Raw genomic sequence first — 23,870 nt, forward strand, 5'->3', positions numbered from 1 at the left:
CCGCCACCCGCGGGGATTGTGGCAGCGGAACCCCCTGGCCCGCTCCACCCCGGCATAGCCGCCTGCCGTGGCCCGCGGGCCGACCCATGCCGCCATGCAACCGCGACCGGGACACCACGGCACAGAGCGCACGGCCGGGCGCACGGCCACATATACCGGGAGCACACGCCGGATCGCGCGCGCGTCGCGCGCGGGGCGCCCGGGGGCACCCGTCCGTTTCCGGCCATCCGGCCCGAGCCTCTTAACGGTCGGGATGCGGCGAACTACGCTGGGTGTACCCGGTTCGCACACGTAAGCGCGGCACGGGTGCCCGGCGCAAGTACCGTACCGGCCGCCCTGCGGCCGCCGCGGTGGCCGAATCGGGCTCCAGGGGAGGGCGACCCCCGTACCCCATGACATCACCAGGCCAAGCCGGCCTGCCCCCAGCGGCATCACGAGGTGAACCGCAGTGAACAGAGAACACCGCGGGCCGAACGAGAAGCTCGGCACCCTTCTCGCCATGGCGGGCATCAGCAACGCCGGACTCGCCCGCAGGGTCAACGACCTAGGCGCGCAACGGGGTCTGACGCTGCGTTATGACAAGACGTCGGTGGCCCGCTGGGTCACCAAGGGCATGGTGCCGCAGGGCGCCGCGCCCCATCTGATAGCCGCCGCGATCGGCAGCAAACTCGGCCGTCCCGTGCCGCTGCACGAGATAGGTCTGGCCGACGCCGACCCCGCGCCGGAGGTCGGCCTCGCCTTCCCCAGGGACGTCGGGGAGGCGGTGAAATCGGCCACCGACCTGTGGCGACTGGATCTCGCCGGGCGGCGCGGCCCCGGCGGCAGCGGCATCTGGCAGTCCCTGGCCGGATCCTTCGCAGTGAGCGCTTACGTCACTCCCGCCTCACGCTGGCTGATCACCCCGGCCGACGCCACCGTGGCCCGGGACGCGCCGGCCCCCGGCATGGCGCACGTCGGCCACGCCGACGTCACCAAACTCCGCGAGGCCGCCGACGACGCGCGCCGCTGGGACTCCAAGTACGGCGGCGGCGACTGGCGTTCGGGCATGGTGCCGGAGTGCCTGCGGGTGGAGGCGGCGCCGCTGCTGCTGGGCTCCTACAGCGACGACGTCGGCCGCTCGCTGTTCGGCGCCACCGCCGAACTCACCCGGCTGGCCGGGTGGATGGCCTTCGACACCGGTCAACAGGAGGCCGCGCAGCGGTACTACATCCAGGCGCTGCGGCTGGCCCGCGCCGCCGCCGACGTGCCGCTCGGCGGCTACGTCCTGGCGTCGATGTCGCTCCAGGCCACCTACCGCAACTTCTCCGACGAGGGCGTCGACCTCGCGCAGGCGGCCCTGGAGCGCAACCGCGGCCTGGCCACCGCCCGCACCATGAGCTTCTTCCACCTGGTCGAGGCCCGCGCCCACGCCAAGGCCGGCGAGGCCGCCGCCTGCGGTGCCTCGCTGTCGGCCGCCGAGGCACTGCTGGAGCGCGCCCGCACCGGCGACGCCGACCCGAGCTGGCTCGGCTTCTACTCCTACGACCGGCTCGCCGCCGACGCCGCCGAGTGCTACCGCGACCTGCGCCTGCCGCGCCAGGTGCAGCGCTTCACCGAACAGGCGCTGGCCAAGCCCACCGAGGAGTTCGTCCGCTCGCACGGTCTGCGCCTGGTGGTCTCCGCGGTCGCCGAACTGGAGTCCGGCAACCTGGACGCGTGCTGCGCGGCCGGCGTCAAGGCGGTGGAGGTGGCTGGGCGGATCTCCTCCGCCCGCACCACGGAGTACGTCCGCGACCTCCTGCACCGCCTGGAGCCGTACAACGACGACCCGCAGGTGCTCGACCTGCGCGAGCGGGCCCGCCCGCTGCTGGCGGCCCCGGCGTAGGGCTCGGCGCGGGGCGTCGATGTGGGACAGCAGGGTATCGGCGCGAGACAGCGGGGGCATCGACGCGCGCACCGGGCCTCGGCGCGGGGCGGCGTGGGGCGGGGTGAGGCGGGCACGGCGGCGCGCCGCCGTCCGTGCGGCGCCGCGTGCCCGAGGCCGCCCCGGCGGGGCCGCGCCGCCTCGCCGGGACGTACCGCTCCGCCCGGGCGCACCCCTCCGCCGGGCCCCGCGGCCGCGTGTCCGCAAGGTCACGTCCGGCGGGGCCGCCGCCGCCCGCCGCCGCCCCCGTAGAATCGACGGCATTGTGTCGACGCCGTCCCCCGCACCTGCCCCCGCACCTGCCCCCGCCGTGAAGTTCCCGGCCGGGCCCGCGCCCGACCCGGCGGGGTCGCGCGGTGAGCACCGCATCCGCAGCTTCCACGCGCGGCGCGGCCGGCTCACCAAGGCGCAGGAGGCCGCGATAGACCGGCACTGGGCGCGCTGGGGCGTGGAGCTGGACGGCTCCCCCCTGGACCTGGCCGAGCTGTTCCCCGCCCCGGACGGCGGCCGGCTGCCGGTCGTCGTCGAGATCGGCTTCGGCATGGGCGACGCCACCGCCGCGATGGCCGCGGCCGACCCCGGCACCGGCATCCTCGCGGTCGACGTGCACACCCCCGGCCAGGGCAACCTGCTCGCCCTCGCCGACCGCTCCGGTCTGACGAACGTGCGGGTGGCCAACGGCGACGCGATCGTGCTGCTGCGCGACATGCTGCCGCCCGCCTCGCTGGACGGGCTGCGGGTGTACTTCCCCGACCCGTGGCCCAAGGCCAAGCACCACAAACGGCGGCTGATACAGCCGGAGTTCCTCGCCCTGGTCACGCCGCTGCTGCGGCCCGACGCCGTGGTGCACTGCGCCACCGACTGGGAGCCGTACGCGGAGCAGATGCTCCAGGTGCTGACCGCCGCCCCGGGGCTGGTGAACCGCTCCGGCGACACCTTCGCGCCGCGCCCGCCGTCCCGGCCCCTGACGAAGTTCGAGCGCGCCGGCCTCGCGAAGGGCCACGTGGTGCGCGACCTGCTCTTCGTGCGCACCTGAGGCCGCGCCCCGCCGGGTTGCCCCGTACCCTCGCGCGCCGCCGCCCCACCCCCGTACTGTCGTCATGGTGACGACGCATTCGTACCCTTCCGCGCCGGACGCCCCACTCGGGGACGACGTGCCGCGGGAGCCCACCACGGCGCACTACGGGCCGCGGCGCGCCTTCTGGGAGAGCCGGGCGGTGCGGACGGGTGCGCTGTTCACCGCGCTCGCGGTGTGCGGGGTGGTCATCCTGGCGGTGCTGCGGCACCACATCGGCACCGAGCCGTTCCTCGTGGGGCTGGCGCTGGCGCTGCTGCCGGTCCCGCTGATCGTCTGGGCGTACCTGTGGTTCGACCGCGTGGCGCCCAGCCCCTGGCAGAACGTCGTCTTCGCCTTCTCCTGGGGCGCCTGCGCCGCCACCCTGGTGGCGATCTTCGCCAACGAGTACGGCGCGAAGCTGCTGGCCACGGCGTTCTCCGCCACGCCGACGCAGTCCGACCGGTGGGGGGCGACGTTCGTCGCGCCCCTGGTCGAGGAGACCGCCAAGGGCAGCGCGCTGCTGCTGCTCTTCCTCTTCCGCCGCCGGCACATCGAGTCGCTCCTCGACGGCATCGTGCTGGCCGGGCTGACCGCGACCGGCTTCGCCTTCACCGAGAACATCCTCTACCTCGGCACCGCCTTCGACCAGGACAAGGCGCTGGGGGGAGACGGGATCGGCACCACCGTGGCGACCTTCGTCGTCCGGGTGCTCATGACGCCGTTCGCCCACCCGCTGTTCACCTCCATGACCGGGATCGGCTTCGCGCTCGCGGCCACCCTGCGCCCGGGGCTGCGCTGGCGCTGGCGGTGGGTGCCGCCGGTGTGCGGCTGGCTGCTGGCGATGGTGCTGCACGGCACCTGGAACGGCAGTTCCGAACTGTCCCCGGTCGGCTTCCTGACGGTGTACGTGTCGGTGATGGTGCCGGTGTTCGGACTGGTGGTGTGGCTGGCGTTCTGGGCCCGCTCGGGCGAGTTGCGCACCGTCCGCCGCCACCTGCCGCCGTACGCGGCCGCGGGTTGGCTCGGGGTCGGCGAGCCCCACGCGCTGGGCACGATGCGGATACGGGTCGAGGCCCGGCGCGAGGCGAAACGGCTGGTGGGCGAGCAGGCCGCGCGCGCGGTCCGCGACTACACCGCCTTCGCCACGCACCTCGCGTTCCTGCGGGCGGCCGCCGAACGCGGCGCCCCCGAGCCCGACTTCGCCGCACGCGAGGCCGAACTCCTCTCCCACCTGTGGCACCGCAGGGCGCTGGCCCAGCCGGCGCTGGCCCACGCGGTGGCGCTGGACGAGCCGCCGGCCCGGCCGCTCCCGCTGCCGTACGCACCGCAGCCGTACGCACCGCCGTACGCCCAGGTGCCGCCGCCGCGCGGCGCCTCGTGGGGGCCGCCGCGGGCCGGCGGGCCCACCGGGTGGCCGCAGGCCGCCTCGCCGCCGTACGGGCCACCGCGGCAGTTCCGCCCGCCACCGCCGTACGACCCGCCGCCGTACGGTCCGCCGCCGTCGTACAGTCCACCGCCGTACGGCCCGCCGCCGTACGGCCCGCCGCCGTACGGCCCGCCACCGTCGTACAGTCCACCGCCGTACGGCCCGGCGCAGGCGGCGCAGGACCGTCCCGAGCACCTCTAGGGCCAACGCCGTTCAGTTAGGGCGGGTTGGGTGGTGTCAAGGGCTGGTTGTGAGCATGTGGATGCTGATGGTGGCTTGGTGGGTGGTCCGGTCGATGGCGGGTCCTCGTGCGTTGTATTTGGAGATCGCTCGTTTGACGATGCGGTCTTTGGTGCGGACCCGCCGGGTGGGTAGGAGGTGGGCCAGGATGTGGCGGCCGATGGTGCCGACGAGGTCGATGTCGGTGGCGGTGGTGACGCCGGCGGCCAGGACGAGCTGGTCCCGGGCGGCGGAGAGGGCGGTGGTGAAGCCGGCCCGGTCCGGGTCGGTGCCCGGGATGCTGTCGGTGGCATCGGTCATCGCGGTCCGTAGTGCCTGGTAGGCGGTCAGCAGGGCCCAGACTTCCTGCTCGACGCCCGCCGGGGTGCGGGCCCGCAGGACGCGTCCGCCCAGCATCGTGGACTTCAGCTCCGCGTAGGCGGTCTCGATCTCCCAGCGCTCGTGGTAGAGCCGGACGAGTTCGGCGGCCGGGTGGGTTGCGGGGTCGGTGAGGGTGGTCAGCAGCCGGTAGTGGCCGGTGCGGGTGCCGTCGGCGGTGCGGACGGTGATCTCGGCGTCGATGACGCGGACGGTCAGCGCACCGATCCGGGCCAGCGTCGAGCCGTCGCGGCAGCGGGCCACCGGTGGCAGTTTCCGGTTCGTTTTGCAGCGCACCAGCAGGTCGGCACCAGTGGCGGCCCACTGGTTCAGCAGCGCGGCCGAGGCGAACATGCGGTCGCCCAGGAGCAGCATCCCCGTGCGCAGGTCCCCCGCCAGGCGGCGGGCGTACTCCAGCTCGCCGATCGAGGCCGGGCCGAAGGCGGCCCCGATCACCGAGCGGGTCCCGCAGGCGACCAGCAGGGCCAGCCGCAGCTGCGGATAGCCCGAGATCCCGTTGCCCAGCCGCTGCCGGGTGAACGCCGCGAGGTTGGCCGCAGCGTCCGGGACGGGCAGCAGGGTGCCGTCGACCGCGACCACCCTCAGCCCCCGCCACATCCCGGCGGCTGCGGTCGTGGCAGCAGGCCCCCGCACCAGGTCGAACAGTGCTTTCAGCGGTGCCGGCCCCAGCCGCTGACGGGCCTGGCGCAGCGCACTGCCGCTGGGGCGGACCGGCGCCGGGCCCGGTAGCCCGGCACACAACCGCTCGAAGACCTGCCCGTAGCCCAACCCGGCGAACAACGCCCCGGCCAGCAGCAGGTAGACCGTGACCCGAGCCGGCACCAGCCGCACCCTGCGCTGCACCGCGCCCGTGGCCGCCAGTACCTCATCGACCATTTCGAACGGCACGATCCCGGTCAGCTCGCCGATGTGCCCCGGCGCGAACACACCAGTCGCTACCCCGACCGTCCCTGATATGGCAGCCTGTTCCAACAGCGGAGCTCCTGTAGTGAGGATGTCTTGGAGGACAAACCTCTTCTACAGCAGCTCCGCTGCCTCGTTCACCAGCCTTGACTAACAGCCCCAGCACCTAACTGAACGGCGTTGCCTCTAGGGCGGGCACCCGCCGGCACCTCCCGGACGGCGCCGGAGCGCGTACCACCCGGCCGGTGCGCCGGGCGCACGCCCTACGTCCCTCTTCACCCCGGACACACCCTTTGGGGTGATTGATTTCCTGGACGGATTCGGCCTGGAAATCCAGTGATGCTCCTGTAACACTCTGTGCCGGATGGGTCGGTCTCGACCCAAGGGGGGCTCGTACGCGTCGGGGGACGCCGTTCTCGGTGCGCGCGGCGGGCCACGGAGATCGGGCGGCGATGGATTCCGAACAACCGGCGGGCGGACCGAAGGCGGGCACCGGCACGGGCAGGGGGACGGGCGCGTCCGCGGGCTGGGCGGCCGGCGGGCTGCCGGAGCGGCGCCAGGTCGCGGTGGACCAGTTCCCCGGCCCGCACGCGGGGGAGTTGGTGCTGCGGGAACTGGCCGCCGCGGCGCGCGAGTCCGCGGACACCCTCCACCACGACCCGCCGCCGCTGGACCGGCCCGAGCTGGAGTGGCGCCTGGAGGCGGACGCGGCGCTGGCCCGCCGCGGCGTCCGGGTCCGGGCGGTCTACCCGCGCGCGGCGCTGCACGAGCCCCTCCGTGCCCGCTTCCTCCAGGAGTTGTCCGACGCGGGCGTCATCGTGCGGGTGATCGACCACGTGGCGCATGACCTGATGATCTTCGACCGGCACACGGTGTGCCTGCCGTCCTGCGACCGCCCCGCGCGCCGGCGCGCCTTCCACTCCGCGCCGGCGCCGTCCGCGGGCTGCGAGCACGGCGACGGGTTCGACGCCCCGGGCGCACCGGGCTCCCCCTCGGCACACGGTGCGCCCGGACGGGTAGGCGCCACCGGGGCGTCCGAGCCGCCGGAACCGGCCGGGCCCTCGCTGCTGCGCGTCCGCGGCTCCGCCCTCGTCCGCTCCTTCACCGCGATCCACGAGTCGTACTGGCAGCGCGCCACTCCGCTGCCGCTGGCGGGGACCGGACTGCGGCACGCGGCGCTCGGCGAGATGGAGCGGGCGGTGATCCGGCTGATGACCAACGGCTACGGGGACGACCGGATCGCCCGCAAACTCCACATCGAGCGGCAGGCCGTGGAGGACGTGATGGCCGCCCTGATGGAACGCCTGGGCGCCGGCAGCCGTTTCGAGGTCGGGTACAAACTCGCCCGGGCCCTCGACCCCTCCGAGCTGTCCCCCGGTCGGGCCTGACCTCCCCCGCACCGGCCCGCACCACCCGTACACCCCGCCCGCCCGCACCACCGCTCACGCGCCACGCCGACCGGACGCCCCGCCGCACCACCCCGGCCGCACGTCTGCACCCCCGCGTGAAACGAACGAACCCTCGCTAAGGAACGGCACGTGATCGACCACCAGGCCATGCGGACCCTGCTCTCCCGGGCCCGTGCCCGGCAGGACCCCGCCGCGCTCGGGCTCTCCCCGCGCGCCGAACCGCGCGGCCGCAAGGTCGCGGGCCTGACCCACGAGCACATGACGCGCCTGCTCGGCTGGCCGGAGCACAAGTACGGCTACGTGGAGCGCGGTCGGCTCGCCGTCATCGACACCGGGCTCCTCGAACCGATCGCGCGGATACTGCGCCTGACCGAACAGGAGTGGGAGGCGCTGGTGTTCTACGCGACCGGCGCGCCGCCGCCCTTCCCGCTCGACCCGGAGGTCGGCCGCTCCGTGCCCCGGCCCTGGCGGCGGGTGCTGGCGAGCACCCCGGAGATCGCGTACGTCAGCGACGCGGCCTGGGACGTGGTCGCGTACAACTCGGCGTTCACCCGGCTGTTCGTGCCCGACGGCGTGCCGGTCAACGTGATGCGGTGGATGCTGCTCGCGCCGCGCGCCCGGGAGGTGCTCACCGACTGGGAGAACAGTTGGCTGCCCCTGCTGGTACCGCAGTTAAGGGCTCGGGCGGCGGCCCGACCGACCGATCCGACGCTCGTACGGCTGCTCGCGGACATCCGGCGTGACCCGCTGGTGGCGCCGTGCTACGACGCCCCGACCACGGACTACCTCCAGCCGCGGGCCGAGGCCGCCCGCCCCCTGCACCACCCCGACCTGGGCCCGGGGTGGGCGACGTTGTGCGCGGCGGAGCCGTTCGGGGTGACCGGCGGGCGGCTGATGTTCGTGCTCTTCGACCGGGGCGGACGGCCGGAGCCGCAGGAGCCGATGCACGCCCCGGCGGACCACCCGGTGGACCTCGACCCGCCATCCGTGGCGGCCGCGCCCGCAGGCCCGCCCGACGCGCCCGCCGACGGCCACCCCCGCGACCACCCGACCCCGCCCGACCAGCAGACTGGGACGCCATGAACATCGAACCACCGCGCCGCCTGGAGGCGTTGACGCCCTCGGTCCACGTGTGGCTGCCCGACGGGCACGACACCTGGGGCCTGGCCAACTGCGTCCTGATCACCGACCGGGACAGCGCGCTGCTGGTCGACACCCCCTACACCGCCTCCCTGGCCCGGCGCCTGGCCGACCTGGCCGCCGGCGTGATGGCGCCCGGCACGCGGATCACCACCGTCGTCAACACCCACGGCAACGGCGACCACGCGTACGGCAACGGGGTGTTCACGGCCGCGGGGGCGGAGGTGGTCAGCACCGAGGCCACCACCGAGCACCTGTGCAAGGAGCCGAGCCCGGCCCAACTCGCCCGCCTCGTCGCGGACTGCGACCCGGACACACCCCTCGGCGCCTACCTCAGGCGGCACTTCGCCCGCTACGGCGACTTCGGGGTGACCGAGGCGGTGCCGCCGACCCGCACCTTCAGCGACCGGCTCGACCTCGAAGTCGGCGGGATAGCGGTCGAGTTGATCGAGGTCGGACCCGCGCACACGGTCGGCGACCTGATCGTCAACCTGCCCGGCGAGGGCATCGTGTGCGCCGGGGACGTGATCTTCTGCGAGGACCACCCGGTGCACTGGGCCGGGCCGCTCGACGAGGTGCACCGCGCGGTGCAGCGCGTCCTGGCCTGCGACCCGCAGGTGATCGTGCCCGGCCACGGTCCCGTCATGACGCCCGCGGACGTGGCCGGCTACGCGGACTACCTGCTGCGGGTGCGCGACCGCATCCACGCCGCGCACGCGGCCGGCCACCCGATCGCACGGACCGCCGCCGAACTCATCGCGGCCGAGACCAACCCGCGGTGGGGGCTCACCGAACGGCTGGCCATCCTCACCGCCGTCGAGTACCGCGTCCTCGACGGCGACACGTCCCCGACCGACCTGATCCCCCTGGTCGACCTCGCGGCGCACCACGTCCTGCCCGCGACCGGCCCGAGCGGCCCGAGCGGCACGGCTGCCCCGGCCGCCGCCACGTCACCGGCCGTGTAGCGGAGCCGGCACGGCCCTCCCCCGGCGGACAGGCCGGCGGCCCCGGCGCCGGGGGGGTGGTCGCCAGGGCCGCCGGGGCGGTGGGGTCGTCGTCGGAGCGGTGGGACCGGCAGCGGCGGGGCCGTACGCGCGGTGGCGTACGGGGCCGCGCCGGGTGCGGGGCGGTTCCGTGCTCGGCTCGACACGGGCTCGGGGTTGTCACGGGCTCGGGCTCGTCACCGGCTCGGCACGCGCCCTCTCCGCGGGCTGGGCGCGGGCCGGTTCCGGGAGGCGTGGACGCCTGACCGTCAGGCGGGGTGATGCCGGGGCCGGGCCGGGGAGCCGACCGGACCACCGGACCACCGAACCGCCGGGTTCGCCGGACTAGATGGCGACGTCGTGGGCGCGCAGCCAGGGCAGCGGGTCGACGGGGGCGGCGCCATCCGGGCGCACCTCCAGGTGGAGGTGCGGCGCGGGCACGTTGCCGGTCGCGCCGACGCGGCCGATGGTGTCGCCGGTGGTGACCCGGCCGTCGGTGACGACCATGGTCGACAGGTGGCAGTACCGGAGTTCGGTGCCGTCGTCGAGGGTCAGGACGACCCGGTAGCCGTCGCTGCCGGCCCATCCCGCGGAGGTGACGGTGCCGCCGTGCACGGCGTGCACGGGGGTGCCGGTCGGCGCGGTGAAGTCCTGACCGTTGTGCAGGTTGGCCCAGGGGTCGGTCTCGCCGAACCCGGCGCCGAGCGTGGCGCAGGCGACCGGCTTGATGTACGAGGCGGCGAGCCGGGCCAGGCGCTCGGCCTCGGCGCGGACCGCCGCGGCGGCCTCCTCGCGGACCTTCTCCTCGGCGGCGGCCTTCGCGGCGGCGACCTGCTCGCGCACCTTGCGCTCGGCGGCCTCCCGGGCGGCCTGCGCGGCCTCGGCCCTCTCGACCACCTCGCGCTCGGCGCGGGCGACGGCCTCGCGCTGGGCGGCGACCTGGCCGAGGAGGCGCGCGCAGAGGGCCGCGCCGGGGTCGGCGGGAGCGGCCGGCTCGGCTTCTGCCACGGGCCCGGCCTCAGGTCCGGTGGGCGCGGGGTCCTCGTCGGCGACGGCGGGCCCGGGGTCCCGGACCGGGGCGAGGTCCAGGGCGGTCCGCGCGGCGAGCGCCTCGTCGGCGACCGGGCCGGCGGTCCCGGCCTCGTCCGGCTCCACCGGGGCGGGCTCGGCGACAGGCCGCGTCAGCAGGGTCGTCGCCCCGGCGGCGGCCGGTGCGGCGGACTCCGGCGCGGGGAGGGTCAGCGCGCTGGGGTCGTACGACGGCGGGCCGGCGAGCGGGGCGCCGCCGATCACGGCGTCGGGCAGCGGGTACCGGGCGGGGCGCGCGGCGGGCTCGGCCGCGGGGGCCGGGGCCAGGCCGGCCGCTCCGACGCTGGCGAAGGCCGCGAACGCGGGAACGGGGGCGGGCGCGGGGGCGCCCAGCGGACCCGGAGAGGTCAGAGCGGCGGAAGTGCCGTTCGCCGTGAGGCCGTTGGCCCGCTGGCGCGGAAGCCGGAGGTCGTCCCGCTCCTGGCCGGCGAAGTCGCCGTCGGGGCGGGCGGGTGCGTAGGCAAGCTGGTCGGACGCCACGACGGGCGCTCTCCTTTCCTTCCCTCTCGCCTACCGGGTTAGCTGACGGGTTCGGAGGAAGAAGGTCTCCTACGGGCCTGAACGCTGCCCGATTCACCCCATTTTCTCGGGTCCCCGGTTCCCGCGGACGGGATTCGGCAAGCGCGCGGTCCGCCGTCCTGGCGGCGGCGGTGACGACCGCGCTGCGTTATCGAACGTTAATAGAGCCGGAGTCGTTTTCCAAGCCGAATCCGAGAGTTGGGCGTGAGAACAAAGCAGGGTGGGTAGGGATGGAGCGGTCATATCGGTCAGCCGATGTGGCCGGGAAGTGATGTGAGCGTGCATCAGTCGTTATCGGAACGGGGGCTCGGTGGCCACGGTGCGTGAGCGGGCGAACTCGGCGCGCAGGCGGCCGCGGGGATCGCGCGGCCGATCCGCCAGTGGCATGGACCTCTGCCATTGCGCGAACCGCTTGGCAGGTCGCGGACGCGCGCCCCACGATGGGCGGGCCCGACGTTCTTGTCATGAACTTGACCATCCGTGACCCCACAGGGAGCCCCCCATGGAACGCCCCGACAGCCCTCGACTCCCCCACACCCGACGGTCGTTGCTGCGCAGCGGCCTCGCGCTCGGCACCGCCGCGGGCGCCGCGCTCACCGGCGGGCTGTGGGCCGGCAGCGGCCGGGCCTCGGCGGCCGCCGCCGTCGACTACCCCGGCGCCACCTGGGCTCCGGCCAGCACCGCCAACTACACGGCGTCCAACCGGCCCACGACCTACGCGATCGACATGGTCGTCATCCACGTCACCCAGGAGACCTTCGCCGACACCATCAGCCTCTTCCAGGACCCCGCCCACGCCGCCACGGCGCACTACGTCGTGCGCTCCGCCGACGGCGCCGTCGACCAGTGCGTCCGGGAACACGACGTGGCGTGGCACGCGGGCAACTGGGACTACAACACCCGCAGCATCGGCATCGAGCACGAGGGCTGGGTCGACGACGCGTCCTGGTTCACCGACGCGATGTACCACGCATCCGCCGCCCTCACGGCCGAGATCTGCGGCAAGTACGGCATCCCGAAGGACCGGCAGCACATCATCGGCCATGTCGAGGTGCCGGGCACCGACCACACCGACCCGGGCCCGAACTGGGACTGGGTGCGGTACATCCGGCTGGTGAACGGCGGCTGAGGCGGGGCGGGGCGCGGGCGGTGCGGACGCGGGGCCGCGCGGATGCGGGGTGACTGGCGGCGCGGCCCGGGGCGGTACGGCCCGGGGCGGTACGGCCCGGGGCGGGGCGGCCCGGGGCGGGGCGGGCCGTACGGCCCGGGGCGGGGGCGGGGCGCGGGATGTGGGGGGCGCGATCCTCACACCCGGGTGACGGTGCCTGTGCAGGGGGCGTAACCGGCCACGCTTCGCGGGCGTGACCGGGGCGAAACCGGCCCTTCGTACGGTGCGACGGTCAGCCGTACCCGAGAGGGGAGCCGCGTGTCCGCGACCGTGCCCGCACCCGCGACCGTGCCCGTGCCGGGGTCCGCACCCGCGTCCCCACCCCCCGGCGCGGGCGGGCCGGGCGGCGCGGCCGAACAGGTCCGCACGGTCTGCGCGTACTGCGGGGTGGGCTGCGGGATGGTGCTGGACGTCACGACCGGGCCGGACGGACGGCGCAGGGTGGTCAAGGCGTCCGGCGACAAGGAGCACCCGGCGAACTCCGGTCGGCTGTGCACCAAGGGCGCCACCACCGCGGACATGCTCGCCGCGCCCGGCCGGCTGACCACCGCCCTGGTCCGGGCGGAGCGCGGCGGCCCTGCCGAGCCGGTGCCGGTCGCCGAGGCGGTGGCGCGCACGGCCGCGCGACTGCGGGCGATCGTCGACGAGCACGGCCCGGACGCGGTCGCCTTCTACGTCTCGGGCCAGATGAGCCTGGAGGCGCAGTACCTGGCGAACAAGCTCGCCAAGGGCTTCGTGCGCACCAACCAGATCGAGTCGAACTCCCGCCTGTGCATGGCCAGCGCGGGCAGCGGTTACAAGCTGTCCCTCGGCGCCGACGGGCCGCCCGGGTCGTACCGGGACTTCGAACACGCGGACGTCTTCCTGGTGATCGGCTCCAACATGGCCGACTGCCACCCGATCCTCTTCCTGCGGATGATGGAGCGGGTCAAGGCCGGCGCCAAGCTGATCGTGGTCGACCCGCGGCGGACCGCGACGGCCGCCAAGGCCGACGTGTTCCTGCAACTGCGGCCCGGCACCGACCTCGCGCTGCTCAACGGCCTGCTCCACCTGCTGGTCGCCGACGGCCGCACCGACCCGGAGTTCATCGCCGCGCACACCGAGGGGTGGGAGGCGATGCCGGACCTGCTCGCCGACTACCCGCCCTCCGCCGTCGCGGAGCTGACCGGGGTGGCCGAGGAGGACCTGCGCACCGCCGCCCGGTTGATCGGCGGCGCGCGGGAGTGGATGAGCTGCTGGACGATGGGCCTGAACCAGTCCACGCACGGCACCTGGAACACCAACGCGCTGGTCAACCTGCACCTGGCCACCGGCGCGATCTGCCGCCCGGGCAGCGGGCCGTTCTCGCTGACCGGCCAGCCCAACGCGATGGGCGGCCGCGAGATGGGCTACATGGGCCCCGGGCTGCCCGGCCAGCGCTCGGTGCTGGTCGCCGAGGACCGGGCGGCCGCCGAGGAGTTGTGGGGGCTGCCGCCCGGCACGATCCGTGCGGACGGCTCCGGCGGCGGCACCGTCGAGTTGTTCCGGCGGATGGCGGAGGGGCGGATCAAGGCGTGCTGGATCATCTGCACCAACCCGGTCGCCTCCGTCGCCAACCGCGCCGGCGTCGTCGACGGTCTGGCGGCCGCCGAACTGGTCGTCGTGCAGGACGTGTTCGCCGACACCGAGACCACCGCCCTCGCGGACGTGGTGCTGCCGGGCGCGATGTGGACCGAGGCCGAGGGGGTGCTGGTCAACAGCGAGCGCAACCTGACCCTGGCCCGCCCCGCGCTCGACCCGCCCGGCGAGGCGACCCCCGACTGGCGGCTGATCGCGGACGTCGCCCGCGCGATGGGGTACGAGGACGCCTTCACCTACACCGGCCCCGAGCAGGTCTTCGAGGAGCTCAAGGGCGCCTGGAACCCCACCACCGGCTACGACCTGCGCGGGGTGAGCTACGAGCGGCTGCGCGGCACGCCCGTGCAGTGGCCGGCGGCGGACCCGGACGGGCCCGACCGCAACCCGATCCGGTACACCGGACCGGACGGGCCGCGCTTCCCCACGGCCAGCGGGCGGGCCGCCTTCTTCGCCCGCCCGCACCTGCCGCCGGCCGAACTCCCCGACGACGACTACCCGTTCGCGCTCAACACCGGCCGGCTGCCGCACCAGTGGCACACCCTCACCAAGACCGGCCGGGTCGCCAAGCTCAACCGGCTCAACCCGGCGCCGTTCGTCGAGATGCACCCCGCCGACGCGGCCCGGCTCGGCATCGCCGAGGGCGACACGGTCGAGGTCTCCTCGCGGCGCGGCCGGGCGCTGCTGCCCGCGCTGGTCACCGACCGGGTGCTGCCGGGGTGCTGCTTCGCGCCGTTCCACTGGAACGACCTGTTCGGGAAGGACCTCTGCGTCAACGCGGTGACCAACGACGCGGTCGATCCGATCTCGTTCCAGCCGGAGTTCAAGGTGTGCGCGGTGGCGCTGGCGAAGGCGGCCGCGGCGGTTCCGGTGGAGGAGCCGGCGCCGCCGGCGGCCGACCTCGCCCTGCCGCCGGCCGGCCGGGGCCCGCTCGGCGAGGTGCGGCAGGACACGCGGGACCCGCGGGACGCCCGACTCGCGGGCGCGGTGGGGTTGTTCGGGCTCACCGACCCGCCGCCGGTGCTCGCCGCCGGCGAACGGCAGTACCTCGTCGGCTTCCTGGCCGGGCTGGAGTCCGGCGCCCCCGGGGTGCCGGTGCTTCCGCCCGACGCGCCGTTCCTGCCCGAGCACGCGCGGTGGGTCAACGGGGTGCTGGCGGGGCTGTACTCGCGCGCGCCGGAGGGCCTGCCGCCGTCCGGGGACGGGGCCGCGCCCGGCGCCGCGCCCGGGCTCCGGACCGGGCCGCAGCCGGGAACGCCGACACCGACGTGGTCGCGGTCACCGTCGGGGGCACGGTCGCAGGAGTGGCCGGCTTCGTCCGAACCCGCCGCGCCGGCACGGGAGATCGTGGTCCTGTGGGCGTCGCAGACCGGCACCGCCGAGGACTACGCGGCCGGCGTCGTGGAGCGCCTGGCCGGCGCGGGCCACCGCCCCGCCCTGGCCGGCATGGACGTCACCGACCCGCGCGCCCTCCCGGACGGCGCGGACCTGCTGCTGATCACCAGCACCTACGGCGACGGCGACGCCCCCGACAACGGCGCCGGCTTCTGGGACGCGCTCTCCGGGGCCGACGCGCCCCGCCTGGAGGGCCGCCGCTACGCCGTGCTGGCCTTCGGCGACTCCGCGTACGACGACTTCTGCGGCCACGGACGGCGGTTGGACCGGCGGCTGGACGAACTCGGCGCCGTACGGCTGGCTCCCCGTACCGACTGCGAGCCCGACTACGAGGACACGGCCGGGGAGTGGCTGGACGGCGTGCTCACGACGCTGACGGCGGCAGTCCCGCCCTCGGCCACGGCGGCGACGGCAACGGCGGCCACGGCAACGACGGCAACGGCAACGGCGGCCGCGGCTTCCACGGCCACGCGGGATGCGCGGCCGGCACCGTCCGGTGCGGGGTCCGGCCGGGCCGGGCGGCCGGTGACCGCGCTCCTGACCGGCAACCGCCTCCTCAGCGGGCCCGGCGCCACCAAGGAGGTGCGCCGCTTCACCTTCGACACGCGCGCGTGCGAGGTCCCGCTCGGCTACGAGGCCGGCGACGCGCTCAGCGTCACCCCCGTCAACTCCCCCGACCTGGTGGCGGAGTGGCTCGCCGTGACGGGCCTGGACGGCGCCACCCCCGTGGACGTCGCCCCCGGGCCCGCCGCGGCGGCGGGAGACGGGGCGGGGGCGGTGGGCGCGGGCGGGGCTGGTGCGGGCGGGGCTGGTGCGAGCGCGGCGGGTGCGAGCGCGGCGGGTGCGGGCGGGGCTGGTGCGGGCGGGGCGGGCGACGAGGCGTCCGGGCGGATGCCGTTCGGCGAGGCGCTGCACCGCCACTTCGACATCACCCGGATCACCCCCGCCCTGCTCCGCTTCGTCGCCGACCGCACCGGCGACCGCCGGCTGCGGGACATGCTCCGGGCCGACGGCAACGACCGCCTGGCGCAGTGGTGCTGGGGCCGCCAGGCCGTCGACGTGGTCGCCGAGCACGCGGTGACCGCGTCCGCCCAGGAGTGGGCCGGCGTCCTGAAGAGGCTCCAGCCGCGCCAGTACTCCATCTCGTCCAGCCCGCTCACCGATCCGCACGAGGTCGCGCTGACCGTGGCCGTGGTCCGCTACGACAGCCCGCGCGGACGGCGGCGGCAGGGCGTGTGCTCACCGTTCCTCGCGGACGCCGGCGACGGTGCGGCGGTGCCCGTCGCGGTGCGCCGCGCCCCGAACTTCCGGCCGCCCGCGGACCCGTCCACCCCGATGGTGATGATCGGCCCCGGCACCGGCGTCGCCCCGTTCGTCGGCTTCCTCGACGAGCGCCGCGCCCGCGGCGACCGCGGCCCTAACTGGCTCTTCTTCGGCGAACGGCACCGCGCGACGGACTTCTACTACGAGCCGGAGCTCACCGCCCACCTCGACGGCGGCACCCTCGCCCGGCTGGACACCGCGTTCTCCCGCGACCAGCGCGCGAAGGTCTACGTCCAGGACCGGATGCGCGAACACGGCTCCCGGCTGTGGCGGTGGCTCCAGGACGGCGCGCACCTGTACGTCTGCGGCGACGCGGCGCGGATGGCCAAGGACGTCGACCGGGCCCTGCGCGAGGTCGCCGCCGCCCACGGCGGCCTCGACCGCGACGCGGCGGACGCCTACGTCAAGCGCCTCGCCGCGGAGAAGCGGTACGTCCGCGACGTCTACTGAGGGCTGTCCCGCAGGCCCGCGGCCGATCCTGTCGGTCGAGCGCGCGCGCCGTCCGCCCCGCGGCCGGGCCCGACGGTGTCAGTCGAGGCTCTGGGCGGCCAACTGGTAGTCCTCCGCCTGCGCGGAGGTGAGGACCTGGGAGACGCGGATCAGCGAGCCGCCGACGTAGTAGTGGTACTCCCCCGCGCTCACGGTGCCCTCGGCGCCGCTCTCGATCGACCTGGCGCGGGCGTGCGCCTGCGCCGGGGTGGCGAACGTCTCGACGCTGCCGCCGCGCACGACCGCGCCGGCCCTGGCGCCCTCCACGTCGGCGGGCTGCACCCGGGAGTCGGAGAACGCCACCTTGGACAGGTAGCCGTGCGCCGTGCCGAGCAGGTGGTCCGGGTCGCTCGCCGCCGTGTAGACGACCGTCGTCGTCATCGTGGACACGCTCCGCTCCAGCGTCGAGGCCACCTCCTCCGCCGACGTCAGCCCGACCGCCACCGGCTGCTGCGACGCCGCGGCCGCGCTCCCCCCGCCCCCACCGCCCGAAGAGCACCCCGACAGCAGCACGCCCGCCGCGGCCACCGCCGCGACAGCGCTGATACCCGTGGTGCGGAAGATGGTACGGATGTGCATGTTCCCCCCAGATCGGGACGCGAGGGGCACACGCTAACCCCGCCGCCCGCATTCCGGCAGCCTCGGGACGGCATCCGCTCAGTCAAGACCTGATAACGCCCCGCAACCTCCCCGAGCCGGGCGGGGGCGTGCTGCGAAGCTGTCACAGCACGGTCACAGCCGTCGGCAGGCGGCGCACGGGTGCGGCAAGGTGGCGGCATGCGTACCCGTATCGCCGCCGCGGCCGTGGCCGCCGCCGCACTCGCCACGTTCTGCGCGACCGCGTGCTCGTCCAGCAGCGACGACGCGAGCACGTCCAAGGGGACCGCCACCCCGACGGCCGCCGTCACGACCGCCCCGTCCACCGGCGCGCCGGCGACCCGCCCGCCGGCCCCGAGCGGGGCCGACCGGCAGACCTACCTCGCCGCGCTCAAGGCGATCGACCCGTCGCTCGGGTCCGACCCGGACCAGGTGATCGACGAGGGCCGCACCCAGTGCACCGAGATCAACGGCGACCCGGTGACCGCCGACCACCTCGCCGCGCAGCGGTTCAGCAGCACCGGCCACCAGCTCACGGACGCGCAGGGCGCCGCGATCGACGCGGCGCTGAAGCTGACCGTCTGCCGGAGCTGACCGGCCCGGCCGTCCCGCCCGACGGACGCACCTCAACTCCCGCCGCCCCGAGCCCGACCGCCGCCTGCCACCCGGCACGGCACCTGTCCGGGACCCGAGTTGCGCATGGGGCACTCCGCCCGGTATCCACAAGCCCTAACGCTGCGGGAAGGTGACGCCATGGCAGGACTGACGGACGCCTGGAAGCGATCCGCGATCGGGCGCTTGTCGAAGCAGGCGTCGCACATCGAGCTGATGCACCGTTCGATGGGCTTCGCCGCGCTCGGTTTCGTCACGCTGATGCCGCTGCTCGTCGTGGTCGCCGCCGCGACCCCGTGGGAGAACCGGCCCGGCTTCGCGCAGTGGGTCGTCGACGGCATGGGCCTCAACGCCAGTGGCGCGCACAGCATGCGCACCATGTTCGCGGCGCCCAACCACGTGCTGGGCGCCACCGGGGCGTGGAGCCTGGCCTCGGCGGCGTACTTCGGGCTGTCGTTCGTCGCGAGCGTGGAGACCGGCTACCGCAAGATCTGGGACCTGCCGTCCGGCCCGTGGCACCGCGACTGGCGCCGCGCGGTGTGGCTCGCGGTGCTCACCGCCTACCTGTTCGGCGAGTCGCAGAGCGCGGCGCTGCTGGGCAGCGGCCCGGTGCCCAGCGCGGTGCGCATCCTGCTCACCTTCACCCTCGGCGTGCTCTTCTTCGCCTGGGGCCAGAACTTCCTGCTCTACGGCTCCGTCCGGGTGCGCACCGCGCTGCCCGGCGCGGTCCTCACCATGCTCGGCCTGGCCGGGCTGCGGATCTTCTCGCACCTGTTCTTCGCCCCCATGGTCGTCTCCAACGCGGTCACCTACGGCCCGGTGGGCAACGTCCTGACGGTGGTCACCTGGCTGGTCGGGGTCGGCTTCGTGGTGTTCGGCGGCGCGCTCGTCGGACGCCACGTCCGCGACGGCCGCACCCTGCGCCGGGGCGGCGAGATCCCGCGACCGCCGCAGCCGGAGGGCTGGTTCGAGGTTCCGGAGGCCACCGTCCCCGCCCTGCCGTGGCGTTCGGACGGCGCGGGCGGCACGACCGACTGACCGGGGCCCGTCCGGCCGGAGGGTCGGCCGCCCGCGTACGGCGCACGTGCGGCCCGCGTGCGGCCGCGTACAGCCGTGTACGGCCGTGTACGGCCGTGTACGGCCCACGGAGGGCGCGCGTGGGCCCCGCGTACGGCGCACTGAGCGCGGCAGTCCGCACACGGCCCGTGGCGCCGTTGCGCGAACGGCAACCCCCCTCGTATGCAGGCATGTTGGCGTGAGACGCTTCGCCGTGCGGGCGTTCGCGGGTGGGGCGGACCGGCCCGTCACGGAGAGAGGAGCGCAGCGTGACGCAGAACGGCTTCCGCGCCGACGAGATCGACACCAGCAGGCCGCACCCCGCGCGGATCTACGACTACCTGCTGGGCGGCAAGGACAACTACCAGGTGGACCGCGAGGCCGGCGAGCAGCTCATCGGCGTGGCACCCGAGGCGCGGATCGGCGTCCAGGCCAATCGCGCGTTCCTCCAGCGCGCGGTGCGGCACGTGGTCGGCGCCGGCGTCCGGCAGATCCTCGACATCGGCACCGGGCTGCCGACCTCCCCGAACGTCCACGAGATCGCCCGGGCCGTGTCGCCCGACGTGCGCATCGCGTACGTCGACAACGACCCGATCGTGAACACCCACGCCGCCACGCTGATGAGCGAGGCCGGCACGACGAGCGTCGTGCTCGCCGACCTGCGCGACCCGCAGGCGATCCTCGACCACCCCGACGTCCACCGGGTCATCGACTTCGACCAGCCGGTCGCGCTGCTCCTCGTCGCGATCCTGCACTTCGTCACCGAGGCCGAGCAGCCCGGGCGGATCGTGGCCACCCTGCGCGACGCGCTCCCGGCCGGCAGCCACCTGGTGCTCTCCCACGCCACGAGCGACTTCGCCGACCGCCGCGAGACCGTGACCGCGTACAGCAACGCCACCGCGAGCATGAACCTGCGCGACCGGGCGGAGATCGAGCGGTTCTTCGACGGGTTCGAGCTGATCGAACCCGGTGTGGCGCAAGTGCCGTTCTGGCGGCCGGATTCCGAGCCGACGCGCGAGGAGCGGGAGATCGGGTTCTACGGCGGCGTGGCCGTCAAGAGGGCCTGACGGCCTCCTTCCGCTGGTCCGGGGCGCCGGGCGGCCCCCGTCCGGCGCTCTCCCTGGCTTCCGCCACGCCCCCTCGCACCCTTCCCACGGGCCCTGCCGTGCGGGACGGGGCCGTCCGCCCGGGCGCTCCACGGACGGCACTGTCCCCGGCAACTTGCCAGTGGCAGTACCCTCTTGACCCTCACGGCCGCGTTCTCTCCGGCCGCCGGGCACAGGCCCGGTCCTGCCCGCGTTCCCGAACACCGCCGCCCGCGGGGCGAACCCCCTGCGACCGGCGGAGCGGAGCGCGGCCGCACCCGGGCGCCGTGAGCCCCGGCGGACCGGCCCGGCCGCCGGCGGTATCCGAGGACGGAACAGGGCGTCGAGGGGCTGCGAGCGGCAGTTCCTCCACATGGGGCAGCGCGAGGGGCGGATTCAGGTGGACGACCACGAGGGCACGGGCGCGGGCGCGGACGCCGGCATACCCGTCGGCGACGGCGGCGGCGGGAACGGCGGCGGCGACGGCGGCACCCGGGCGGAGCCGGTACGGGGGCCCGAGGGGCGCCCGTCCGCGAAGCCCGACGCGAAGGGGGCACGGAAGGACGCCGCCGCCGACCCGACTCCCGTACCCGGCAACCCGGGTGTGCCGAACGCGACGGCCGGCGGCGCCGATTCCGCCGGTGCGGCAGCCGGCGCGGCAGCGGGTGCGGCTTCCGGCGGCGAGGCCGCGGCGGCCACCCCGGCGCCGACCGGGCGCACCTCGCGTACCGCCTCCGCCCGCACGGGCGCGAAGGCCGTACCGACCCGCCCCACCACACCCGCGCGCAAGGCGGCGAAGGCCCAACCCGCCGTGCCGGCGCGGAAACCGGCGCCGGCCAGCCCCGGCAGGCCGGCCGCGCCGACCGCCGCCACCGCACCGGACGCGAGTCCGGACGCGGCCCCGACGCCCGCCACCTCTGCGCCGCAGACGCCGCCGACCCCCGCCGGCCCTACGGCGCCCACCCGGTCCGCCACGCAGCCGGGCCGGCCCGCCTCCCCGCGCAAGGCACCCACGGCCAAGCCCGGCACACCCACCGCGAACCCCGGCGCCACCGCGTCGAGTACGGGCACGGACACGAGCACGGGCACGGGTACGGGCACGTCGCCGACCGGGCCCGGGACGCCGGCGGTCCGCAGGACTGCGTCCGCGCGCAGGGCGGCGGCAGCCGGGAAGGCGGCGCCGGCGGGCGGCGTGAAGGGCACGAAGGCGGCCCCCGCGACGCCGGGAGCCATCTCCAAGGCGGCGTCCACGACCGCGTCCAAGGCCGCGTCCAAGGCCGCGCCGAAGAGCACGCCGAAGAGCACGCCGAAGCCCGCGGCCGCGTCGAAGTCCCCAGCGGCCCCGGCCGCCACCGCGACCACCGCGACCACCGCGGCCGGTGCGGCCGGTGCGGCCGGTGCGACAGCGGGAGCCGCGACGCCGGCGCCCGGTGCGGGCGCGGCCGGTACGCCCGCCGCCGCCCGGCAACCCGCGCCCGCGGACACCGGCTGGCGGGTGCCGGGGTACGCCCACGTGTCGGCCCCGGCCACGGTTCCCACCGGCCAGGTGGTGCGGGCCACGCGCGAGGAGGACGGCGCCCAGGTCGCGATCACGTACCTGGCGCCGGCCCTCGTGGGGAACGCGCCGTTCCGCGCCGCGCTCCGCGCCGAGGCCGAACGGCTCCGCACCGTCGTGTCGCCCCATGTCGTGGCGTTCCACGCCTACGTCGAGGACGGCCCGCACGCCGCCCTCGTCCGCGACCCGGTCGAGGGCGTCATCCTGGCCGCGCTCCTCGACGGCGAGGGCGCGACCTCGCCCGAGGCGGCCCTGACCGTCCTGAAGGGCTCCCTGCTCGGGCTCTCCGCCGCCCACGAGGCGGGCATCGCCGGCGGCGCCGCCTGCGCCCCCGCGAACCTCCTGGTGACCCCGGAGGGTGTACCGGCCCTGATCGACCTCGGCAGCACGTCCGGCACCGTCGAGGCGGTGGCCGCCGACCCCGGAGACACCGGCCCCGAACGCGTCCACGCCACCACCGGGACCCCCAGCGACGCGCACCCCTACGTCGCGGCCGACCTGCTCGCGGCGGCCGCCGCCTGCCGCGCCTGCCTCACCGCCGCATCACCGCTCCCGCCCGCCGGGGACCCGGAGGCCGCCGAGGCCACTGAAGACGCTGAGGCCGCCGACACCGCCCAAGACACCAGGGCCGCCGGAGACAACGGGGCCCCCACGCCGGGCAAGGGCGCTCAGGACACGGACGCTCAGGACGCAGCGACGACCGCCCCAGCCGCCGCGGCCCCCGCAGACGCCGCGGCTCCCGCGGCCCCCGCAGACGCCTCCGACGGCTCCGACGGCTCCGACGGCATCCCCGATCCCGTACGGCCCCTGCTCGCCGCCGGCTTGGCAGCCGATCCGTCTCAACGCCCGCACAGCGCAGGCGACTTCGCGGTCGCACTCGAAGCCGTGGCCGTGGCGGCCTACGGCGAGGCGTGGGAGGAGCGCGGCCGAACCGAACTCGCCGCCCGGGTCGCCGCGATGGCTCCGGCAGGCGCGGAAGGGGCCGAGGGAACCGGGGGAGCCGAAGGCACGGCACCGGCTCCGGCAGCCGTACCCGTACGCGTACCGCTGCCGGCTCCCGCCCCCGCTGCGCCGACCGCGCCGCAGCGCTCCGGCGCCGCGGCCGCCTTCGGCGCGGGCGCGGGTGCGGGCGGGGGCGTCGGCGGAGGGGAGGAGGACCCCCGGGCCGACGGCCGTCGCCGCCGCCGCAAGGCCCTGCTCATCGCCGCCGCGGCCGTCGTCGTCGCGGGCGCCCTCACCGCGGGGATCGTGGCGGCCGGCGGCAAGCACGACACCGCGGCCGCAGCGGACCCGTCGCCGACCGCCTCCGCGGTGTCCACCGCCACGACCCCGACCGCCGGGTCCGCCTCGCCGCCGGCGGAGGCCACCTCGCCCCCGGCATCGGCCACCACCCCTCCCCCGTCCACGACTTCGGCGCCTTCCGACCCGACCGGTGCGCCCACGACCGCCACCTCCGCCCCGGCCGCGACCCCGGCGACGACCGCCATCCACCGGGCGGCCCCGCCGTCGCCGTCCCCCTCCCAGCGCTCGCCGCACGTCACCTCCGTCACCGTCACCGGCGCCCGGTGCAGCGACGACGGGCACACGGCCAGCGCCACGATCCGCGTCCGCTACGACGGCAGCGCGGGCACCCTGCGCGCCACCTGGTGGCGCAGTGCCACCGCGGGGCCGCAGGGCGCGGTGGACCTGGTCTCGCCGCAGACCGTCCAGTTCCCCACGGGCTCGACCAGCTTCACCTACAGCGGGAAGGTCTCGGACGTCGCCGAGGATCGCAGCCGCCCGTACGTCGGCATCACGGTCGCCACCAGCCCTGAGGCCGCGTCCGGCAACAACTCCTTCGCGATCGTGTGCCGTTGAGGTGGCCGGCCCGTCCGTACCAGGAGTGCGGGCGGGCCGGCGGCGGCACCCGGCGGGGGTCGGCCGACCGTC

At 75.7% G+C, this 23,870-nt stretch carries 16 protein-coding genes and 1 riboswitch; of the genes, 12 read left to right on the top strand and 4 right to left on the bottom strand.

Features of this window, described 5'->3' with window-relative positions:
• Nucleotides 1-448: 448 nt before the first annotated feature.
• The 3 genes from RVR_RS14965 to RVR_RS14975 all read left to right on the top strand — a co-directional run bounded on the left by RVR_RS14965 (nucleotide 449) and on the right by RVR_RS14975 (nucleotide 4,587).
• Nucleotides 449-1,864, top strand: a complete 1,416-nt coding sequence (locus RVR_RS14965; RefSeq protein ID WP_202234323.1) for an NsdA family TPR-like regulatory protein — start codon at nucleotides 449-451, stop codon at nucleotides 1,862-1,864.
• A gap of 301 nt (nucleotides 1,865-2,165) precedes the next feature.
• The gene (trmB, locus tag RVR_RS14970) at nucleotides 2,166-2,939 is read left to right on the top strand and encodes a tRNA (guanosine(46)-N7)-methyltransferase TrmB (RefSeq protein WP_430393234.1); all 774 of its coding nucleotides are present in this window, start codon (nucleotides 2,166-2,168) and stop codon (nucleotides 2,937-2,939) included.
• A gap of 64 nt (nucleotides 2,940-3,003) precedes the next feature.
• Nucleotides 3,004-4,587 (top strand): PrsW family intramembrane metalloprotease, encoded by a 1,584-nt coding sequence (locus RVR_RS14975; protein ID WP_202234325.1) that lies wholly within the window; start codon nucleotides 3,004-3,006, stop codon nucleotides 4,585-4,587.
• A gap of 36 nt (nucleotides 4,588-4,623) precedes the next feature.
• Here RVR_RS14975 and RVR_RS14980 read toward each other — a convergent pair whose 3' ends face one another.
• Nucleotides 4,624-5,976 carry an IS4 family transposase gene (locus tag RVR_RS14980; RefSeq protein ID WP_237404605.1) on the bottom strand — a complete coding sequence of 451 codons (1,353 nt, stop codon included), beginning with the start codon at nucleotides 5,974-5,976 and terminating at the stop codon, nucleotides 4,624-4,626.
• A 383-nt stretch (nucleotides 5,977-6,359) separates the two neighbouring features.
• Between RVR_RS14980 and RVR_RS14985 the strand changes: the two genes are divergently transcribed.
• The 3 genes from RVR_RS14985 to RVR_RS14995 all read left to right on the top strand — a co-directional run bounded on the left by RVR_RS14985 (nucleotide 6,360) and on the right by RVR_RS14995 (nucleotide 9,421).
• On the top strand, nucleotides 6,360-7,295 hold the full coding sequence (locus RVR_RS14985; protein ID WP_202234326.1) for a LuxR C-terminal-related transcriptional regulator: 936 nt from the start codon (nucleotides 6,360-6,362) through the stop codon (nucleotides 7,293-7,295).
• Nucleotides 7,296-7,445: 150 nt separating this feature from the next.
• On the top strand, nucleotides 7,446-8,399 hold the full coding sequence (locus RVR_RS14990) for a helix-turn-helix transcriptional regulator (protein ID WP_202234327.1): 954 nt from the start codon (nucleotides 7,446-7,448) through the stop codon (nucleotides 8,397-8,399).
• Complete coding sequence (locus tag RVR_RS14995; RefSeq protein ID WP_202234328.1) at nucleotides 8,396-9,421, top strand: MBL fold metallo-hydrolase; 1,026 nt, start codon at nucleotides 8,396-8,398, stop codon at nucleotides 9,419-9,421. Before RVR_RS14990 ends, RVR_RS14995 begins: the two co-directional genes overlap by 4 nt.
• A 363-nt stretch (nucleotides 9,422-9,784) precedes the next feature.
• Here the strand turns inward: RVR_RS14995 and RVR_RS15000 are convergent, their stop codons facing one another.
• On the bottom strand, nucleotides 9,785-11,008 hold the full coding sequence (locus tag RVR_RS15000) for a M23 family metallopeptidase (protein ID WP_237404757.1): 1,224 nt from the start codon (nucleotides 11,006-11,008) through the stop codon (nucleotides 9,785-9,787).
• Between the two features lie 12 nt (nucleotides 11,009-11,020).
• A riboswitch (cyclic di-AMP (ydaO/yuaA leader) is annotated at nucleotides 11,021-11,158 on the bottom strand.
• Between the two features lie 391 nt (nucleotides 11,159-11,549).
• Here RVR_RS15000 and RVR_RS15005 point away from each other — a divergent pair.
• Together RVR_RS15005 and RVR_RS15010 are read left to right on the top strand one after the other, a co-directional pair.
• Nucleotides 11,550-12,176: an N-acetylmuramoyl-L-alanine amidase gene (locus RVR_RS15005; protein ID WP_202234329.1), complete on the top strand. Its 627-nt coding sequence runs from the start codon at nucleotides 11,550-11,552 to the stop codon at nucleotides 12,174-12,176.
• A gap of 438 nt (nucleotides 12,177-12,614) precedes the next feature.
• On the top strand, nucleotides 12,615-16,997 hold the full coding sequence (locus tag RVR_RS15010) for a bifunctional nitrate reductase/sulfite reductase flavoprotein subunit alpha (protein WP_202238678.1): 4,383 nt from the start codon (nucleotides 12,615-12,617) through the stop codon (nucleotides 16,995-16,997).
• A gap of 78 nt (nucleotides 16,998-17,075) precedes the next feature.
• Here the strand turns inward: RVR_RS15010 and RVR_RS15015 are convergent, their stop codons facing one another.
• The gene (locus RVR_RS15015) at nucleotides 17,076-17,615 is read right to left on the bottom strand and encodes a hypothetical protein (protein ID WP_202234330.1); all 540 of its coding nucleotides are present in this window, start codon (nucleotides 17,613-17,615) and stop codon (nucleotides 17,076-17,078) included.
• A gap of 198 nt (nucleotides 17,616-17,813) precedes the next feature.
• Here RVR_RS15015 and RVR_RS15020 point away from each other — a divergent pair, with 198 nt between their 5' ends.
• The 3 genes from RVR_RS15020 to RVR_RS15030 all read left to right on the top strand — a co-directional run bounded on the left by RVR_RS15020 (nucleotide 17,814) and on the right by RVR_RS15030 (nucleotide 20,368).
• Complete coding sequence (locus RVR_RS15020) at nucleotides 17,814-18,227, top strand: hypothetical protein (RefSeq protein WP_202234331.1); 414 nt, start codon at nucleotides 17,814-17,816, stop codon at nucleotides 18,225-18,227.
• Between the two features lie 159 nt (nucleotides 18,228-18,386).
• Nucleotides 18,387-19,283, top strand: coding sequence for a YhjD/YihY/BrkB family envelope integrity protein (locus tag RVR_RS15025; RefSeq protein WP_202234332.1), 897 nt, complete (start codon nucleotides 18,387-18,389; stop codon nucleotides 19,281-19,283).
• 287 nt (nucleotides 19,284-19,570) lie between these two features.
• The gene (locus tag RVR_RS15030; protein WP_202234333.1) at nucleotides 19,571-20,368 is read left to right on the top strand and encodes an SAM-dependent methyltransferase; all 798 of its coding nucleotides are present in this window, start codon (nucleotides 19,571-19,573) and stop codon (nucleotides 20,366-20,368) included.
• A 414-nt stretch (nucleotides 20,369-20,782) separates the two neighbouring features.
• Here the strand turns inward: RVR_RS15030 and RVR_RS15035 are convergent, their stop codons facing one another.
• Nucleotides 20,783-21,916 (bottom strand): hypothetical protein, encoded by a 1,134-nt coding sequence (locus RVR_RS15035; RefSeq protein WP_202234334.1) that lies wholly within the window; start codon nucleotides 21,914-21,916, stop codon nucleotides 20,783-20,785.
• Here RVR_RS15035 and RVR_RS38605 point away from each other — a divergent pair.
• Nucleotides 21,900-23,798: a protein kinase family protein gene (locus tag RVR_RS38605; protein WP_202234335.1), complete on the top strand. Its 1,899-nt coding sequence runs from the start codon at nucleotides 21,900-21,902 to the stop codon at nucleotides 23,796-23,798. The genes RVR_RS15035 and RVR_RS38605 overlap by 17 nt on opposite strands.
• The last annotated feature ends 72 nt before the right edge of the window (nucleotides 23,799-23,870 follow it).

Source organism: Streptomyces sp. SN-593 (assembly GCF_016756395.1).
In the GTDB taxonomy this organism is placed as follows: domain Bacteria; phylum Actinomycetota; class Actinomycetes; order Streptomycetales; family Streptomycetaceae; genus Actinacidiphila; species Actinacidiphila reveromycinica.

Coding starts and splice junctions, on each gene's coding strand:
- RVR_RS14975 (WP_202234325.1), top strand. CDS start 3,004: ATGGTGACGACGCATTCGTACCCTTCCGCGCCGGACGCCCCACTCGGG.
- RVR_RS14985 (WP_202234326.1), top strand. CDS start 6,360: ATGGATTCCGAACAACCGGCGGGCGGACCGAAGGCGGGCACCGGCACG.
- RVR_RS14995 (WP_202234328.1), top strand. CDS start 8,396: ATGAACATCGAACCACCGCGCCGCCTGGAGGCGTTGACGCCCTCGGTC.
- RVR_RS15005 (WP_202234329.1), top strand. CDS start 11,550: ATGGAACGCCCCGACAGCCCTCGACTCCCCCACACCCGACGGTCGTTG.
- RVR_RS15010 (WP_202238678.1), top strand. CDS start 12,615: ATGGTGCTGGACGTCACGACCGGGCCGGACGGACGGCGCAGGGTGGTC.
- RVR_RS15015 (WP_202234330.1), bottom strand. CDS start 17,615: ATGCACATCCGTACCATCTTCCGCACCACGGGTATCAGCGCTGTCGCG.
- RVR_RS15020 (WP_202234331.1), top strand. CDS start 17,814: ATGCGTACCCGTATCGCCGCCGCGGCCGTGGCCGCCGCCGCACTCGCC.
- RVR_RS15025 (WP_202234332.1), top strand. CDS start 18,387: ATGGCAGGACTGACGGACGCCTGGAAGCGATCCGCGATCGGGCGCTTG.